The 17,185-nt window shown below is 67.5% G+C and carries 14 protein-coding genes; 11 read left to right on the top strand and 3 right to left on the bottom strand.

What is annotated here, in order from left to right:
• Window positions 1-3: 3 nt before the first annotated feature.
• From YH64_RS08155 to YH64_RS08145, 3 genes are read right to left on the bottom strand one after another with little or no spacing between them, the layout of a single operon-like run.
• Window positions 4-468, bottom strand: coding sequence for an Rrf2 family transcriptional regulator (locus YH64_RS08155; RefSeq protein WP_046805673.1), 465 nt, complete (start codon window positions 466-468; stop codon window positions 4-6).
• 50 nt (window positions 469-518) lie between these two features.
• Complete coding sequence (locus tag YH64_RS08150) at window positions 519-1,424, bottom strand: cyclopropane-fatty-acyl-phospholipid synthase family protein (protein ID WP_082134533.1); 906 nt, start codon at window positions 1,422-1,424, stop codon at window positions 519-521.
• A 59-nt stretch (window positions 1,425-1,483) separates the two neighbouring features.
• Window positions 1,484-2,833 carry an APC family permease gene (locus YH64_RS08145; protein ID WP_046805674.1) on the bottom strand — a complete coding sequence of 450 codons (1,350 nt, stop codon included), beginning with the start codon at window positions 2,831-2,833 and terminating at the stop codon, window positions 1,484-1,486.
• A 445-nt stretch (window positions 2,834-3,278) separates the two neighbouring features.
• Between YH64_RS08145 and YH64_RS08140 the strand changes: the two genes are divergently transcribed.
• From YH64_RS08140 to YH64_RS08090, 11 genes are all read left to right on the top strand, one after another.
• Window positions 3,279-4,283, top strand: a complete 1,005-nt coding sequence (locus YH64_RS08140; protein WP_046805675.1) for a Ku protein — start codon at window positions 3,279-3,281, stop codon at window positions 4,281-4,283.
• 1 nt (window position 4,284) lies between these two features.
• Window positions 4,285-6,906, top strand: coding sequence for a DNA ligase D (gene ligD / locus YH64_RS08135; RefSeq protein WP_046805676.1), 2,622 nt, complete (start codon window positions 4,285-4,287; stop codon window positions 6,904-6,906).
• A complete protein-coding gene (locus YH64_RS08130; protein WP_052946047.1) occupies window positions 6,903-7,952 on the top strand; it encodes an acyl-CoA dehydrogenase in 1,050 nt (349 codons plus the stop codon). Before ligD ends, YH64_RS08130 begins: the two co-directional genes overlap by 4 nt.
• Complete coding sequence (locus tag YH64_RS08125) at window positions 7,940-8,539, top strand: bifunctional 2-polyprenyl-6-hydroxyphenol methylase/3-demethylubiquinol 3-O-methyltransferase UbiG (protein ID WP_046805677.1); 600 nt, start codon at window positions 7,940-7,942, stop codon at window positions 8,537-8,539. Before YH64_RS08130 ends, YH64_RS08125 begins: the two co-directional genes overlap by 13 nt.
• The gene (locus YH64_RS08120; RefSeq protein WP_046805678.1) at window positions 8,536-9,213 is read left to right on the top strand and encodes a glycosyltransferase family 2 protein; all 678 of its coding nucleotides are present in this window, start codon (window positions 8,536-8,538) and stop codon (window positions 9,211-9,213) included. Before YH64_RS08125 ends, YH64_RS08120 begins: the two co-directional genes overlap by 4 nt.
• A gap of 177 nt (window positions 9,214-9,390) precedes the next feature.
• Window positions 9,391-10,515 (top strand): mRNA 3'-end processing factor, encoded by a 1,125-nt coding sequence (locus YH64_RS08115; protein ID WP_046805679.1) that lies wholly within the window; start codon window positions 9,391-9,393, stop codon window positions 10,513-10,515.
• A 36-nt stretch (window positions 10,516-10,551) separates the two neighbouring features.
• Window positions 10,552-12,162 carry an ATP-dependent DNA ligase gene (locus YH64_RS08110; RefSeq protein ID WP_046805680.1) on the top strand — a complete coding sequence of 537 codons (1,611 nt, stop codon included), beginning with the start codon at window positions 10,552-10,554 and terminating at the stop codon, window positions 12,160-12,162.
• Window positions 12,159-14,624, top strand: a complete 2,466-nt coding sequence (locus YH64_RS08105; protein WP_046805681.1) for a ligase-associated DNA damage response DEXH box helicase — start codon at window positions 12,159-12,161, stop codon at window positions 14,622-14,624. Before YH64_RS08110 ends, YH64_RS08105 begins: the two co-directional genes overlap by 4 nt.
• Complete coding sequence (pdeM, locus tag YH64_RS08100) at window positions 14,605-15,315, top strand: ligase-associated DNA damage response endonuclease PdeM (RefSeq protein WP_046805682.1); 711 nt, start codon at window positions 14,605-14,607, stop codon at window positions 15,313-15,315. The genes YH64_RS08105 and pdeM overlap by 20 nt, the downstream gene beginning before the upstream one ends.
• 327 nt (window positions 15,316-15,642) lie before the next feature.
• Window positions 15,643-16,485 (top strand): BON domain-containing protein, encoded by an 843-nt coding sequence (locus YH64_RS08095; protein ID WP_046805683.1) that lies wholly within the window; start codon window positions 15,643-15,645, stop codon window positions 16,483-16,485.
• Window positions 16,486-16,497: 12 nt separating this feature from the next.
• On the top strand, window positions 16,498-17,133 hold the full coding sequence (locus YH64_RS08090) for a UdgX family uracil-DNA binding protein (protein ID WP_046805684.1): 636 nt from the start codon (window positions 16,498-16,500) through the stop codon (window positions 17,131-17,133).
• Window positions 17,134-17,185: the final 52 nt, after the last annotated feature.

Raw genomic sequence — 17,185 nt, 5'->3', positions numbered from 1 at the left:
GTGTCAGCCCGCCGTTGGCCCATGCCAATCCACCTGCCGCCCATCCTTAAGCATGCCCTCGTGAAATTCCCGGCTTAGCGCCGCCAGCGTGACGCCACCAAAACGCGCCATCAGCAAGGCTTCGGCTTCTTCAAATGCGCCGTCCAGTGCCTTGTTCACGGCGGCTTCCACCAGGCAGCCCGGCGATTCGCTGCGGTTGCCCATGGCGAAAATCTCCGGCGCGCCCAACGCTTCATAGATGTCACGCAGGGTCACGGCGTTGAAGTCGCATGACAGCGTCCAGCCGCCGCCGTGGCCTTTTTCAGAGCTGACCAACCGCTGGTCGCGCAGCCCCGCCATGATGCGGCGGATGACGACCGGGTTGGTCTGCATCACCCGGCCCAGGTCTTCGGACGTCATCGGGCCGGGCGCCTCGGCCATATGAAGCAGGACGTGAAGCACGCCGGATAGTTTGCTGTCTCTTCTCATGCAACGGATGCTATTGCATGAGAAGCTGCGGGGTCAAACCCGCGCTGCCATCATGCCCGCCTGGCCGTCCATGCGCCCTTGCCGTCGGCCGTCCCGCTCATCGTTTTGCCGTTGACCTGGCCGCTGTAGCGCACCCCGTTGACGGTGAACGAGATGGCGTTGCCGTCCATACGCGCGTCCGAAATGTCGTTTGAACCCAGCTTGCCGGACAGCATCTGGTAGCGCTGGGTCAGGCGCAGCGTCTGCCCGTCGACCTCCCATTTACCCTCCACCTTGGCCGGCACGATCCACAGCAGCGCCGTGCAGTAGGTCGAGCATTCTTTGGTGACCGTCTCGGACGCGTCCGGCTCCCAGTCGCCCATGCGGAACGTGTTGGACACCACCCGCGTGCCCGGCTTTAGCTGCAACAGCGTCGGGCGCAGCTTTTCATTGATGGTGGACAGCAGGAACATGGTGATGACATCGGCTTTGGACAGGTCCGTCTGGAACAGGTCGGCCGCGACAAACGTGGCCCGGTCGGCCACGCCGGCGCGTTGCGCATTGCGGCGCGACAGTTCCACCAGGTCGGGGTTGTACTCAATACCTTGCGCGGTCAGCCCGCGCTGCGCGGCCGTGATGACGGTGCGGCCATCGCCCGAACCCAGGTCCATCAAGCGGTCCTGCGGCGTCACCTTGGCCATGTCCAGCATCTTGTCCACCAGCGACTGCGGCGTGGGCACCCAGATGACGTCCTTGCCGTCCTGGCCCACGTTGGGCACGTAGTCATCCTTGGACGCGCCTTGCGGCGCGTTCTGGCCTGCGGGCTTGGCGGCGGTCTGCGCCAGTGCCGACGCCGCGAAGGCAATGGACAGCGCCATGGCGGTGGCGGTGGCAATCAGGCGCAATCGTGACCGGGCCGGGGCATCGGCGGCGGGCGAGCGGCGAACGGAAACGGCTGAGCGGGGTGAGGCTTGCATGATGGCTCCTTGTGGATCGGATGGCGAAAGGTCAGCGGTCAGAGGGCGTAAGTCATCAATCAACCCGGCAAGCGGGCCGGCTTGAGCAGATGCAGCAGCGGCACACCCGCCGCCAGCACCGCCAGGCCGATCAGCGCGCCTGCGCCGGCGTACACGGCGCTGGACACCACCAGGCCGGCGCAGGTCAGGCCCAGCAGCAAAGGGGGAAGGGGGTATAGCGGCACGCGAAACGGCCGGGCGCGCTGCGGATCGCGCTGGCGCAACCGCCACACGGACGCCGCCACCAGCAGCATGAACAGCCAGAACACGGGCGCCGTATAAGCCACCAGCGTCTGCACGCTGTTCTGGCTGAACGCGCCCAAGCCCACCAGCGCCAGCGTGATCGCGCCCTGTACCAGCAGCGCGGCCACCGGCGTTTCATTGCGCGCGCTCCAGCCGGATAGCGCGTGCAGCTTGGGCACGTCGCGGCCCAGCGCGTAATACACCCGTGCCCCGGTAATGATGGTGCCGTTGATGGTGCTCAAGGCCGTGGCGCAGATCGTCAGGCTGAGCAGCGCGGCGGCGTAGGGGCCGGCGGCCAGTTGCATGACGTCGGCGGCCAGCGCGGGGGTATCACGCAAGCCCTGCAAGCCGAAGATCTCCAGCAATGCCAGGTTTGTCAGCACGTAGGCGCCCGTCACCACGGCGGTGCCGATCAGCAGTACCCGGCTCATGTTGCGCCCCGGATCGCGCAGTTCGCCGCTGAGATAAGCGGCTTCGTTCCAGCCGCCGTAAGTCAGCAACACAAACACCATGCCCATGCCCATCAGCCCGGCCGGGTTGCCCACCAACGCCGTTGGGGCGGCCAAGGGCGCCGTGTCGCCGCCCGATGCCGACAAACTGGCCACCAGCACCGCGCTTAGCGCCAGCAGCGTCAACACCGTAAATACCCATTGCAGCCGTTTGGAATAGCGGGTGCCCACCACGTTCAGCGCGGTCAGCGCCACCACGGACATTGCCGCGTGCAAGGCGGGCCCGTGCGCGCCTAGCGGCATCAAGCGTTGGGCGTAGTCGCCATAGATGTAGGCCACGACCGCGATGGCGCCGGTCTGGATCACCGTGCACCGCGCCCAGGCGAACATCAGCCCCACGCGCGCGCCCCAGGCCCGGGTCAGGTACAGGTATTCGCCGCCCGCGCCGGGGTAGGCGGACCCCAGTTCCGCATAGCACAGCGCGCCCACCAGCATCACCAGCCCGCCCGCGCACCACAGCGCGATATACATCGCTTCAGAGGTGGCGTGCTGGGCCACCAGGGGCGGAAAGCCGAAGATGCCGATGCCCACGACCACGCCAATCAGCACGACGGTGGCGTCCATGACGGACAAGCCGGCGGGCGTCACGCCGTCGATGGTCTTGGCGGCGCCGGTCATTGCCTGACCTCCCGCGCGTCGCTGAATGTGGGCGGACGCGGCGTCACAACACGCGGGCAGGGCAGGGTCATGGAAACCTCTAGGAAAAGGGGCGGAAGCGGGCGCGTTGAACCCGCCTGACAATTGCCTGAACAAGAACAAATTGCGACTGGACGGTGGCAGAAAAAGTTTCTGCGGGTTTTCCCTTGCGGAGGGGCTAGGGCGGCGATAGTTGCATTCCGGTGCGTAGAAATCACCTGATAATCCAGGCATAACCCATTGATTCAACGGTAATAAATGATGTTGTTGAAGTGAAATAGTTAAAGTAATTTCTAGGGCTGTACATGGCTTGTACATGGCCTGTACATGGTTGCTTGGCCCGACAATCGTTCTGCTTTTTCTTTTGTTTACGCGCGGGCGCAGGCACGCCACTTGCTGAGATGGGCGTAAAAAAGAGGAGCTGATCATGGCAACTAGAACCATCTGGAAAGGGGCAATTTCGTTTGGCCTCGTCCATATCCCGGTTGGCCTGCACACGGCCACCACGGACTCCGGCGTGGATTTTGATTGGCTGGACAAGCGCTCGATGGACCCGGTGGGCTACAAGCGCATCAATAAGCGGACCGGCAAGGAAATCGACAGGGACAACATCGTCAAGGGCGTGGAATACGAAGACGGCCAGTACGTCATCCTGTCGCCTGACGAAATCAACGACGCCTATCCGCGCACCACGCAGACCATCGAGATACAGCAATTCGTGGATGCCGGCGACGTGCCGTTCGTCTACCTGGAGCGCCCCTATTACATCGCCCCCATCAACAAAGGGCAGAAGGTGTACGCCTTACTGCGCGACACGCTGACCAAGACCGGCAAGATCGGCATCGCCAAGGTGGTGATCCAGACCAAGCAGCATCTGGCCGCGCTGATCCCGTCTGGCGACGCGCTGGTGCTGAACCTGATGCGGTGGGGCGACGAGGTCAAATCCATGGACGACCTGGACCTGCCCAAGGCGGGCTCCAAGGCCATGTCGCCAAGCGCCAGCGAATTGAAAATGGCGCAGATGCTGGTCGAGGATATGGCGGGCAAATGGGACCCGGAGCAATACAAGGACGAGTTCAAGGCCGCCGTCATGGAGCTGGTGGACAAAAAGGTGAAGGCCGGCAAGACCGAAACGGTGATCGAGCCGCAAGAGGAAGCGCCCGCGTACGCGGATAACGTCATCGACCTGACGGAGCTGCTGCAACGCAGCCTGAAGGGTGGGGCAAAGAAGTCCGGCGACACGACCAGGGACGGCAGCAAGGAAAAGCCCGCCGCGAAGAAATCGGCGTCGGGCAAGACACCATCGAAGACCTCCGCGAAGACCGCCACCAAAGCCTCCGCCAAGACCGCGACCAAGTCGGCCACCAAGTCGGCCTCAAAGAAGACCACCAAGAGCGCGAAGACCTCGACCCGGTCGCGCAAGGCGGCGTGATATGGCCGACAGCCTGAAAACCTATCGTCAAAAGCGCAATTTCCAGGTGACCTCCGAGCCGATGGAGGGCGGGCAGGCCAATGAGGAGGCGCGCGCGTTTGTGATCCAGAAGCACTGGGCCAGCCGGCTGCATTACGACTTTCGGCTGGAGCTGGATGGCGCCATGAAAAGCTGGGCGGTGCCCAAGGGGCCGTGCTTTGATCCGTCGGTCAAGCGCATGGCGGTGCAGGTCGAAGACCACCCCATTGCCTATAACCAGTTTGAAGGCCAGATACCTGAAGGGCAGTACGGCGCCGGCAAAGTCATCATCTGGGACGAGGGCGTGTGGGCCCCCGTGGGCGACGCCCGCAAAGGGTATCGCGAGGGCCACCTGAAGTTCGACCTGCAAGGCAAAAAGATGCAGGGGCGCTGGGCGCTGGTGCGCATGAAGGGCAAGGAAAGCGACAAACAGCCGCCGTGGCTGCTGATCAAAGACCGCGACGCCTATGCCCGCCCGGAACGCGAATTCAGCGTGGTCGACGAAATGCCGGACAGCGTGGTGCCGCTGCGTGACAACGCGGCCACCACCCAGCCCGCCGCTCGGCGCGCCACGCCCGACGCGCAGCAGCCCGGCTCCGACACGGATTCCGCCGCCGACGCCCGGCTGCCCGGCCGCCCGTCCGACCTGCCGGACACGTTCAAGCCCCAATTGGCCACGCTGGTCGAGGGGATGCCGCCCAACCCCGAAGAATGGCTGTACGAATTGAAGTTCGACGGCTACCGGCTGCTGGTGCGCATCGAGGGCGATTCGGTCAGGCTATACACCCGCAACGGCCACGACTGGAGCGCCAAGCTGCCGCACATCGTCCAGGCCTTTGCCAAGCTTCCCGCCAAATGGGCCTGGGTGGATGGCGAAGTGGTGGTGCTGAACGAGCAGGGTGTGCCCAGCTTCCAGGCGCTGCAAAACGCGTTCGACAACGACCGCACTGGCGACATCGTCTTTTACGCCTTCGACTTGCCCTATATCGGCTTGCGAGACCTGCGCGACGAACCGCTGACCGTGCGTCGCGACCTGCTCGCGCGGCTGATGGAAACCGCTGACGACGACCACCTGCGCTTTAGCGCGGCCTTCAAGGAAGCGCCGTCGAACCTGGTGGCCTCGGCCTGCAAAATGGGGCTGGAAGGCATCATGGCCAAGCGGCCGTCAGCGCCCTATGTGTCGCGGCGCACGGACAGCTGGCTGAAGATCAAGTGCGCGCAGCGGCAGGAGTTCGTCATCGTTGGGTACACCGCGCCGCAGGGCTCCCGGGAAGGGCTGGGTGCGCTGTTGCTGGCGGTGCATGAAGACGATGGGTCGCTGCGCTATGCGGGCAAGGTCGGCACCGGTTTTGATACCCAGGGCCTGCTTGCCTTGCACAAACAGCTTGCCGCCCTCCAGACCGACAAAAAAACGGTCAGTGGCGCGCAGGCCAGCGGCGTGCAGTGGGTCAAGCCTGAGCTGGTGGCCGAGGTCTCGTTCAGCGAATGGACCAGCGGCGGGCATATCCGCCATTCCGTCTTCCGAGGGCTGCGGCAGGATAAACCCGCCCGCCAGATTACCCGCGAGCGGCCGTCGCCCCCGCCCAAGGAGGAGCCGGCGTCCGCGTCGGGCAAAAAGACCGCGCGCCAGGCAAAGACAGAGGCAAAGGCAAAAGCACAGACAAACACAAAGACAACTGCCGCTCCCGCGCCGGCCCGGACCACGGCGGCGGCCCCCACGCGCGCCAAGCCCGCGCGGCTGACCAACCCGGACCGCGTGATCGACCCGTCCACCAAACTTACCAAGCTGGACCTGGCGCGCTATTACGGGCTGGTTGCCCCGCTGATGCTGGAACATCTGAAGGGCCGCCCCGTGTCTTTCCTGCGCGCGCCCGCCGGCATCGACGGGCAGCTGTTCTTTCAAAAGCACCTGGAAGCCGCGATGCCGGGCGTCAAGTCCTTGCCCAACCGGCTGGACCCGGATCATCCGCCGTTGCTGGAGGTGCCCACGCCCGAAGCCATCATGTCGGCCGTGCAAATGAACGTGGTGGAATTCCATACCTGGAACGCCGTGAAGACGGCCATCGACAAGCCCGACCGTGTCCTGTTCGACCTGGACCCGGGCGAAGGGGTCAAGTGGGCGACGATGCAGCAGGCCGCCCGGCTGGTGCACACCATGCTGGACGAACTGGGCCTGCAAAGCTGGCTGAAAACCAGCGGCGGCAAGGGCCTGCACGTCGTCGTGCCGCTGCGCCGCCAATACGACTGGGACACCATCAAGTCATTCGCGCAAGCCATCGTGGTGCATCTGGCTCGTACGCTGCCGCAGATATTCGTGTCCAAGAGCGGGCCGAAGAATCGCGTGGGCAAGATCTTTGTCGACTACCTGCGCAACGGCTTTGGCGCCACCACCGTGTCGGCCTGGTCCGCGCGCGCCCGGCCCGGCTTGGGCGTGTCGGTGCCCGTGGCATGGGACGAACTGGACAAGCTTTCCAGCGGCGCGCACTGGACCATCAGCAACATTCACGAACGGCTGGATGCCGCCAATGCGCCGTGGGACGACTATGCGCCCCAATCCGTGGGGCAGGCCATGGACGCGCTGGGTTTCAAGCGCGGGGCCTCATGACGAGCGCCGCAAGATTGCCGTCGCAAATCACCCGACTGCTTGGCGAACTGACCGCTCCGGTCGACCCCGGGCGGGCATTGCGCCTGCTGGTACAGGCGGGATATGACCAACTGCCGCTGCCGGGTGCCGGCGCAACGCTGGCCCGCTGGCAGGCCTTGGCCGCGGTGGCCGCCGTCGACCTGAGCCTGGTCAAACTGGTTGAAGGTCACACTGACGCGTTGGCGATTCTGGCCGAATTGAACGCAGCGGACCTCGCCGCGCCGGGCAGTATCTGGGGCGTGTGGTGCGCCGAACCGCCGGACTTCCGTGTCAGCCTGCATGGTGGGGCTGAGGGCGGGAAGCCACACACACTCGACCCCTACACCACCGCGTGCCTGCGCGGCGTGAAAGCCTGGTGTTCCGGCGCGGCCACGGTCAGCCACGCCCTGGTCAGCGCGTGGGACGAGGCCGGCCGGCCCTGCCTGGCCGCCGTGTCGATGGATCAGCCTGGCGTTACCGTCACCGAAGAAGGCTGGCAAGCCGTGGGCATGCGCGCATCGGCCAGCGTGAACGTGGTGTTCAACAACGCCGTCTGTGTGCCGGTGGGCGCGCCCGGCGCGTACGTGGACAGACCCGGCTTCCAGCACGGTGGCGCGGGTGTGGCGGCGTGCTGGTATGGCGCGCTGACGCGGATTGCCGCGGCCGTCCAGGCGGCAACGCCGGCGCAGTCCGCCGACCCGCACCGCTTGGCGCATCTGGGCGCGATCGACGTCGCGCTGGACCAGGCGCGTGCCGTCCTGCGCGAGACCGCCGCCGCCATCGATGCGAACCCCCATGACGCCTGCTCGCTGGCCTGTGGCCGCGCGCGGCTGGCGGTGGAAGCCGCCGCCACCGAGGTCATCACCCGGGCAGGGCGGGCCTTGGGCGCCGGGCCGTTGTGCCGCGATGCCGGCTTTGCCCAGGTGATGGCGGACCTGCCGGTGTTCATCCGGCAAAGCCACGCCGAACGCGACCAGGCCGCGCTGGGCCAAATCGTGCGCACGGAGCAGACACCATGGCAACTGTAGGCGTGGACCATTTCGAGGCCCTGTACCGGCAGCATCCCGACCCTTGGCGTATCGCCAGCGCCTGGTACGAACGGCGCAAGCGTGCACTGCTGCTGGCCTCGCTGGGCCGCGAGCAATACGCGCATGCCTTCGAGCCGGGCTGTGGCAACGGCGACCTGACCCTGCCGCTGGCTGGCCGGTGCGGGCAGGTATGCGCCGTGGATTTTGCCGGAACCGCCATCGACCGATGCCGTGCACGCATCCAGGAGCAGGGCATGGCCCACGTCGAGGCGCTGGCGCTGGATCTGCCCCGCCAATGGCCGCCCGTGCCTGAAGGCGGCTTCGATCTCATCATCGTGTCCGAACTGGGGTACTACCTTGACGACTCCGCCCTGGCGGCGTTCTTGCAAGGCATCGACGGTTGCCTCGCCCCCGGCGGGGAACTGGTCGCCTGTCATTTGCGGCTTGACTTCGACGACCGCCAGCAGGGCACCGACGCCTTGCACCAGGCGCTGGGCTCGCTGCCCGGCATGAACCCGCTGTTCGAACACCGGGAAGACGTTTTCCTGATGAACGGCTGGCAACGACAGCAAAAGGATGACGCATGATCGGTATCTGTATTCCGGCGCATAACGAAGAGCAGCACATCGACGCCTGTGTGCAGGCGGTGCTGCGCGCGGCGCGGCACCCTGAACTGCGTGCCGAGGCGGTGCGCATCGTTGTGGTGCTGGACCACTGCGTAGACGGCACGGCCGAACGGCTGCGCCACCATCCCGTGCATTGCCTGGCAATTGACGCGCGTAACGTTGGCGTGGCGCGTGCCCGGGGCGCCCGCCACCTGCTGCGCGCGGGCGCGCGGTGGCTGGCGTTTACCGACGCGGATACCCGCGTGTCGCCACGCTGGCTGGTGGATCAGTTGTCATTGAATGCAGAGGTGGTTTGCGGCACGGTCGGCGTGTCCGGCTGGAGCGAACACGGCGTGCATGCCCAGCACGCGCGACAAGCGTTTGAAAGGGCTTATCAGGATAAGGATGGCCACCGCCACGTGCACGGCGCCAACCTGGGCGTGGCCGCGCGGGCGTACCGACGCATTGGGGGCTTTGATGCGCTGCCATGCAGCGAGGACCAGGCCTTGGTAGACCGATTGCAGCAGGGTGGGGCGCGCATCGCCTGGTCGAACCTGCCTCGCGTCGTGACCAGTGCACGCCCGCATTCGCGTGTGGAAGGCGGCTTTGCCAGCGCGCTGCGCGGCGGCTGGAGCGCGGGCGACAGCACCGGCTAGCGCCCCGCACCCGCATCGCCGCTCACGTCACCATGGCGCCATCGACATCGCCACGGACAGAACAACAACCAGTACCAGGAACAGCAGGATGTGCTTCGTGCGCATAAGACCTCTTGAAGTATCGTGACAAAGACAGACAACCCCGTTATCAGCACAACTCATGCCCGGAGGCGTTCGATGCAAGACGTCGTGCAACTACGGCCTGAAGGCCTGTACTGTCCGGCTGGCCGGTTTTATATCGACCCCTGGCGGCCGGTGGACACCGCCGTGTTGACCCACGGCCACGGCGACCACGCCCGCGCGGGCATGGGCTGCTATCACACCAGCGCGCAGGGTTTGCCGATTCTGCAATGGCGGTTGGGGCAGCAGGATTACCGCGTGCATGAATACGGCGAAACCTTCACGCTGGGCAACGCCCGCGTGTCCTTGCATTCGGCGGGGCACGTGCTGGGCTCGGCCCAGGTGCGCATCGAAGTCGACGGCCAGGTGTGGGTGGTGTCGGGCGACTACAAGCGCCAGCCCGACCCCACGTGCGCGCCGTTCGAAGTCGTGCCCTGCGACACGTTCATCACCGAAGCCACCTTCGGCCTGCCCATCTACCGGTGGCCCGATACGTCCGACGTGGCGCGCGACATCGTCCAATGGCGCGACCATTGCGCGGCCCGTGGCGAGGCCGCCATCCTGTATTGCTACGCGCTGGGCAAGGCGCAGCGGGTGTTGGCGGAACTGGCCCCATGGATCGACCGGCCCGTCTACCTGCACGGCGCCATCGCGGCCGGGGTGGACGTGTACCGCCAAGCCGGCATCGCCATGGCAGACACGCGCCTGGTAATTGACGCAAGCGGTACGCGCGCCGCACCCGCGCAGGCGGGGGTCGCGGCAGCCGGCGCTGCGGCAGCCGATGCTGCGGCAGCCGACGCTGCGGCAGCCGATGCTGCGGCAGCCGTCGCTGACGCAATCACCGACGCGGCCGATGTCGCCAGATCCGGCTTTGCCGGTGAACTGATCCTGGCGCCGCCGTCCGCCGCTGGCAGCAGCTGGCTGCGGCGCTTTCGCAAGGCGCAGCATGGGTTTGCGTCCGGCTGGATGCGGCTGCGTGGCAACCGTCGGCGGCGCAACATGGACCGGGGCTTTGTCGTGTCGGACCACGCCGACTGGCCGGCCTTGCTGCGTACCATCCGCGAGACCGGCGCGCGCCGCGTCATTGCCACCCATGGCGACACGGACGCACTGGTCCGCATCCTGAACGAAACCGGTACGGCGGCCGAAACCCTGGCCACCCAGTACGGCGAAGATGACTAACACGGCGAAGCCCACCCCCAGGAGGCCAACCCCGGCATGAAGCGATTTGCAGCGCTGTATCAGGAACTGGACCGTAGTACCGCCACCTTGGACAAGCGGGCGGCGCTGGTCACGTATTTTCGCGACGCACCGCCGCGCGACGCCGTATGGGCGCTGTACCTGCTGGCGGGCGGCAAGATCACCAGCGCGCGACGCAAGATCGCGGGGTCGGCCGAATTGCGCGCGTGGATCTCGGCCGCCTCGGATACCCCGGCGTGGCTGGTGGACGCCAGCTATGACCAGGTCGGTGACCTGGCCGAAACGCTGGCCTTGTTGATGCCCGACCCGGACCCCGCCCATGCCGACCCCGAGCGCGGCCTGGCCGACTGGATCGAAGAAGTGCTGCTGCCCATCGCCAACCGCGACGAGTCCGAACGCCGCGACATCATCGTGGCCGCCTGGCGCGGCATGGGGTTGTCGGAAAGGCTGGTGTTCAACAAGATGCTGACGGGCGCGCTACGGGTCGGCGTGTCGCAACGCATGGTGCAGCAGGCGCTGGCCGAAATGTCGGGGGTGCCCATCGCCCGGATCGCGCAGCGCATGCTGGGCACATGGACGCCCAGCCCGGCGTTCCTGCGCGATCTGCTCAGCGCCGAGGCGCTGCCCGGCGACCGCCAGCAGCCGTACCCGTTCTTCCTGGCCTCGCCACTGGAAGCGAACCCGGCCACGCTCGGCCCCATCGACGACTGGTTGATCGAATGGAAGTGGGACGGCATCCGCGCCCAGCTCATTCGCCGCCATGGCGAAGTGGCGCTGTGGTCGCGCGGAGAAGAGCGGCTGGACGGAAGGTTCCCCGAAGTGGAGACCGCCGCGCACGCCTTGCGGGTGGACTGCGTGCTGGACGGCGAACTGCTGGCCTGGCAGGAAGACGCCGCCGGCCCGATGCCGTTTTCCGCGTTGCAAACCCGCATCCAGCGGCTTAAGCCCGGCCCCAAGTGGCTGGCGGAAGCGCCCGTGCGCATGCTGGCTTATGACCTGCTGGAGCTGGACGGCGCCGACCTGCGCGAGCGGCCCCAGTCGGAACGCCGCACCATGCTGGAAACGCTGCTGCGGCAACACCCCGACCCGCGCCTGTCCTTATCGCCGGCGGTGTCGCCCGCCAGTTGGGAGGCGGCCGCCGCCTTGCGCAGGGAATCGCGCGAACGCGATGTGGAAGGCTTCATGCTGAAACGGGCGTCGGCCCCGTACCAAAGCGGGCGCCGGCGCGGCGACTGGTGGAAGTGGAAGATCGACCCGCTGACCATCGACGCTGTCCTGCTGTATGCCCAATCGGGCCATGGCCGCCGCAGCACGCTGTACACCGACTACACCTTCGGCCTGTGGCAGGGCGATGCGCTGGTGCCCATCGCCAAGGCCTACTCGGGCCTGGACGACAAGGAAATCCTGGAGCTGGACCGCTGGCTGCGCGCGCACACGCGCGAACGCTTTGGCCCCGTGCGCTCGGTGGACCCGGTGCAGGTATTTGAACTGGGGTTTGAAGGCGTCAACTTGTCCAAGCGCCATAAATCGGGCGTGGCGGTGCGCTTTCCGCGCATCCTTCGATGGCGGCGCGATAAGCCCGCGGATCAGGCCGACCAGCTCGACACGCTGAAGGCGCTGGCGCGATGACGGCTCCCCCGCGCGGCTGGGACGCGCCGCTGTCGGCCTGGTTCAAAGCGCGCGGCTGGCGCCCGGCGGCTTTTCAGAAAGAGACCTGGAAGCGTTACCTGGCAGGGGAATCCGGCCTGCTGCACACCCCCACCGGCAGCGGCAAGACGCTGGCGGCGTTTGGCGGGCCGATGCTGCAAGCGCTGGCCGATCGGGCCGGTGCCACACCCACGGCCGGCGCGGGGCCGCGCGTGCTGTGGGTGACGCCGCTGCGGGCGCTGGCCACCGACACGGCGCGCGCCCTGGCCGACACGGTGGCGGACCTGGACCTGGGCTGGACGGTCGCCTTGCGTACCGGCGACGCCAGCGCCCGCGACAAACGGCTGGCGCGCCAGGGCAAGGCCGATGTGCTGGTCATCACCCCCGAATCCCTGGCGCTGCTGTTGTCGTACGCGGACGCGTCGGCGCGCTTTCGGGCGCTGCGGTGCATCGTGGTGGATGAATGGCACGAGCTGCTGGGCAACAAGCGCGGCGTGTTGTTGCAACTGTGTTTGGCGCGCCTGCGGCGCCTGTCGCCCGACGTGCGCATGTGGGGCCTGTCCGCCACGCTGGGCAATCTGGACGAAGCCCGCGACGTGTTGTTGCCGCATCAGCCGAACAGCGCGGTGGTGTCCGGCGCACGGCCGCGCAAGGTGACGCTGTCCACCTTGCTGCCCGAGCGCAGCGGCGCGTTGCCGTGGGCCGGGCATCTGGGCCTGTCGCAACTGGCGCGCGTGTACAAGCGCCTGTTCGACGTGCGCGCCAGCCTGCTGTTCACCAACACCCGCGCGCAGGCCGAGCTATGGCATCGTGCGCTGGAATCGATCTGGCCCGAAGACCCGGCCACGCTGGCGCTGCACCACGGCTCGCTGGACCCCAAGTTGCGCACCCGCGCGGAACAGGGCCTGCGCGACGGCAGCATCCGCTGCGTGGTGGCCACGTCCAGCCTGGACCTGGGCGTGGATTTTCCGGCGGTGGATCAGGTCTTGCAGGTGGGCAGCCCCAAAGGCGTGGCCCGGCTGCTGCAACGGGCCGGCCGCGCCAAGCACCGGCCCGGCGAATCCGGCCATGTGGTGTGCGTGCCGGCGCAGGCGCTGGAACTGGTCGAATACGCCGCCGCCCGCCAGGCCATCGCGCGCGGCGATATCGAGTCGCGACCCCCGCCGCTTGGCAGCCTTGACGTGCTGGCCCAGCACGCCGTCACGCTGGCATTGGGCGGCGGTTTCCAGGCGGACGCACTGTACGAAGAGGTGCGCGGCACGCACGCCTATGCCGCCCTGGACGCGCCCACTTGGCAGGCTGTGCTGGACTTCATCGTGCAGGGCGGCCGCGCCTTGTCGAACTACCCGGAATTTCGCCGCGTGGAAAAGGACGACGACGGCTGCTACCGCGTGCACGACCGCCGCATCGCGCTGCGCCATCGGCTGTCCATCGGCACCATCACGGCCGACGGCGCGGTGTCGGTGAAGTACCTGCGCGGCGGCAGCCTGGGGTCGGTGGAAGAGGGCTTTCTGGCCCGGCTGCGCCCCGGTGACCGCTTCCAGTTCGCCGGCCGCACGCTGGAGCTTGCGCGGCTGGAAGGCATGACGGCCTACGTGCGGCGTGCCAAGGGCGGCGACGGGCCGGTGGCCACGTGGCAGGGCGGGCGCATGCCGCTGTCCACCCAGTTGGCGCGCGAAGTGCAAAGCCTGTATGCCGATCCCGGCGATCACCCCGAGATGCGCGCCGTTGAGCCGCTGCTGCGCATCCAGCGCCAGGCCAGCGCGCTGCCGGCGCCGGGCCGCCTGCTGGCCGAACAGATTGCCACGCGGCGCGGCATGCATCTGTTCCTGTTCCCGTTCGCGGGCCGCGCCGTGCACGAAGGCATGGCTGCCATGATGGCGCTGCGCTGGGGCCGGCGCCATCCCAATACCTTTTCCTATACGGTCAATGACTACGGGCTGATGCTGACGCTGGCCGAGCCCGCGCTGCTGGACGACGCCTTGCTGCGCCAATTGCTCAGCCCCGAACACATGGCCGCTGATTTGCGCGACGGCGTGAACCTGGGCGAACTGGCGCGGCGGCAGTTCCGCGAGATTGCGCGCGTGGCCGGATTGCTGACGCCGTCGCTGCCGGGCAGGGCCGCCCGTTCGTTGCGCCAGGTGCAGGCGTCCAGCGGCCTGCTGTACGACGTGCTGCGCCGCTACGATCCCGACCATCTTTTGCTGGCGCAGGCCGAACGCGAAGTGTTCGACAACCAGCTGGAAGCGCCCCGGCTGATGGCGGCGTTGCAAGATTGCCAGACGCGTACGCTGGACCTGTGCACGCCGCGCGCGCTGACGCCGCTGTCGTTTCCGCTGTGGACCGAAAGCCTGCGCGGGCAACTCAGTACCGAAACCTGGCAGGCCCGGGTCAAGCGCGCGGCCGCCCAACTAGAGAAACGCTATGCCCGAATTGCAGGATGACCCCTCGGCGCACGCCTTGCCCACGACGCTGGCCGGCGAGCCGGTGCTGCTGCTGGGCGAGCGCGCGTTGTATTGGCCGGCGCGCGCGCGGCTGGTCATCGCCGACCTGCATCTGGGCAAGGGCCACGTGTTTCGGCAGGCCGGTATCGCCGTGCCGCGCGGCGCCACGCAGGCCGACCTGGACCGGCTGACGCGCCTGGTCCACGACACGGGCGCGCGGCAGTTGTGGATTGTGGGGGATGTGCTGCATGGGCCGATGTCGCAAGCCGATTGGCGCGTTGACTGGGCGCAATGGCGGCGCGCCCACGCGGGGCTGGACGTGGCGGTGCTGATCGGCAATCACGACCGCGCCCTGGAGGGCGATGCGCTGGGCATGCGACAACTGGGCGACGAGCAGGCCGACGGCCCGTTTCTGTTCCGGCACCTGCCCAGGCCCGACCCGCAAGGCCGCCATGTCATCGCGGGCCACGTGCATCCCAAAACCCGATTGCCCGGCGTGCCCCGCCATTGGCCCGCGTTCTGGCTGCAAGCGGGTGTCACCGTGCTGCCGGCGTTCTCGGATTTCACAGGGGGCCACGCCGTGTCCGTGCAAGCGGGGCAGACGGGGCGGACGGGGCAAGGCGGACAGCAATTGGCCGCCTGCGTCCACGGCAGCGTGGTGCCGATAGGCTGGACGCCACCACGCGCGTAGTCCAGTGGTGTAGTCCAGTCGTGTAGTTCAGTCGCGTGGCCCACTCGCATGGCCCACTCGCGTGGCCCACTCGCGGAGCCCCGTCGCGTCGTGCCGTCGCGTAGCCCCCCGGCCGACCCGGCACTTATTACCGCCGTTGTAAGAAGTGCAGGGCAGGGTAGCCCCGCCAAAAACCAACCGGCCCGGCAACCGGAAGGGACCCGGCGCACCCCGCAACGCATGTTGCCTCGCTGCGCGGCACACCACTTGCTGCGTACCCGGCAGGCGCCCGCACGGGCCACACCCCGGTTCGTGCGAGGCAGGACCCACCTTCACAGGAGACTCACAATGAACCGTGACCCCAGGTACACGCCCCGGTATGACGATGACTTCGAACGCGATCCGGGCGCCGACGCCGGGCGGGGTGATCCGTACCGGCAGGCCCACCAGCGCGGGCGCTCGCAGGGCGACCCATATCGTGATCCCAATCGTGACCCCTATCGCAATCCTGGCTCGCAAGGCCAAGGGCGGGGCAACCGGGGCGCGGGCGACCAAGAACCCTGGCACGACCCCGCGCCCTCGTACGGCTACCAGGGCGATGGCAATCGGCCCGCGCCTGGTGCACGCGAGTCGCGCGGCGGCCTGCGCAGCCGCAGCGCCGATCCCGGCCAAAGCAGCTACGGCGGGTTTCGCAACGAAGACCCGTCCTACCAGCGTGAACAGGTGTATGGCTCGCGCAACCCGTCCTACTCCGGCCCCACGTCCTATGGCGATGAAGAAGGCGGCTACTACGGCGACCGCCCGCGTTGGGGCGACGAGACCGGCGTGTCCTTCGAAACGGCTGAACGCGGCGGCTACAACCGGGGGCCCACTGCGTGGCGCGACCGGGGCTCGTTTCGCACCGACCCCAAGGGCTACACCCGGTCTGACGAGCGCGTGCGCGAAAACGTCTGCGAATACCTGGCGCACAGCGGTCTGGACGTCAGCGACGTGTCGGTCAGCGTGACCGATGGCCGCGTCACGTTGGAAGGCACCGCGCCGGACCGCCGCACCAAGCACCGCATTGAAGACTGCACCGACGCGTGCGCGGGCGTGCAAGACGTCGACAACCGCATCCGCATCGCGGGCAAGGGCGGCGCCGGGGAATCAACCGCCACCGGCGACACCGCCATTGGCGGCGGCCGGGAATAACGGCGCCACGCCATGAACGCCGAGCCCACCCCCACCCACGGCGCTGACGGGGACATCGACCCCGATCAGCAGCCCCGCGCGCTGGACGACTGCCGGCGCTGCGGGCTGTGGCGCAACGCCACGCAGGCGGTGGGGGGCGAAGGCGGACGCCGCGCAAGCATCATGCTGGTCGGCGAACAACCCGGCGACAAAGAAGACCTGGCCGGGCTACCTTTCGTTGGCCCAGCCGGCGCCTTGCTGGACAAGGCCTTGGCCGAAGCCGGGGTAGAGCGTCAGGCCGTCTATGTGACCAACGCCGTGAAGCACTTCAAATGGCACCTGCGCGGCAAGCGCCGCATGCACAAGTCGCCCGCGCAGGTCGAGATTCGCGCCTGTTCGTACTGGCTGGATCAAGAGCTGGACGACATCCGGCCCAGCGTCATCGTGGCGCTGGGCGCAACGGCCCTGGGCGCCGTCATGCAGGACGCCAAGCGCACGTTGAAGGACGCGATGGGTCACGTGATGACGCGCGGCAACAGCCGGGTGCTGGCCACCTACCATCCGTCATTTGCGCTGCGCAGCCCCAGCCACGACAGCCGGGACGCCGCCTACCAGGCGATCGTCAAGGCGCTGGCGCGCGCCAAGCGGCTGGCCGACGAAGGCGGGTAGCGCAGCGGCCGGCACAAGCCATACGCGCCAAGCAATCAGCGCCAAGCCACCA

The organism is Achromobacter sp. LC458, from assembly GCF_001005835.2.
GTDB classification, from domain to species: Bacteria; Pseudomonadota; Gammaproteobacteria; order Burkholderiales; family Burkholderiaceae_B; genus Achromobacter; species Achromobacter spanius_B.
Note: the sequence above shows the minus strand (reverse complement) of the source record. Positions and strands in the feature narration are given on the sequence as shown.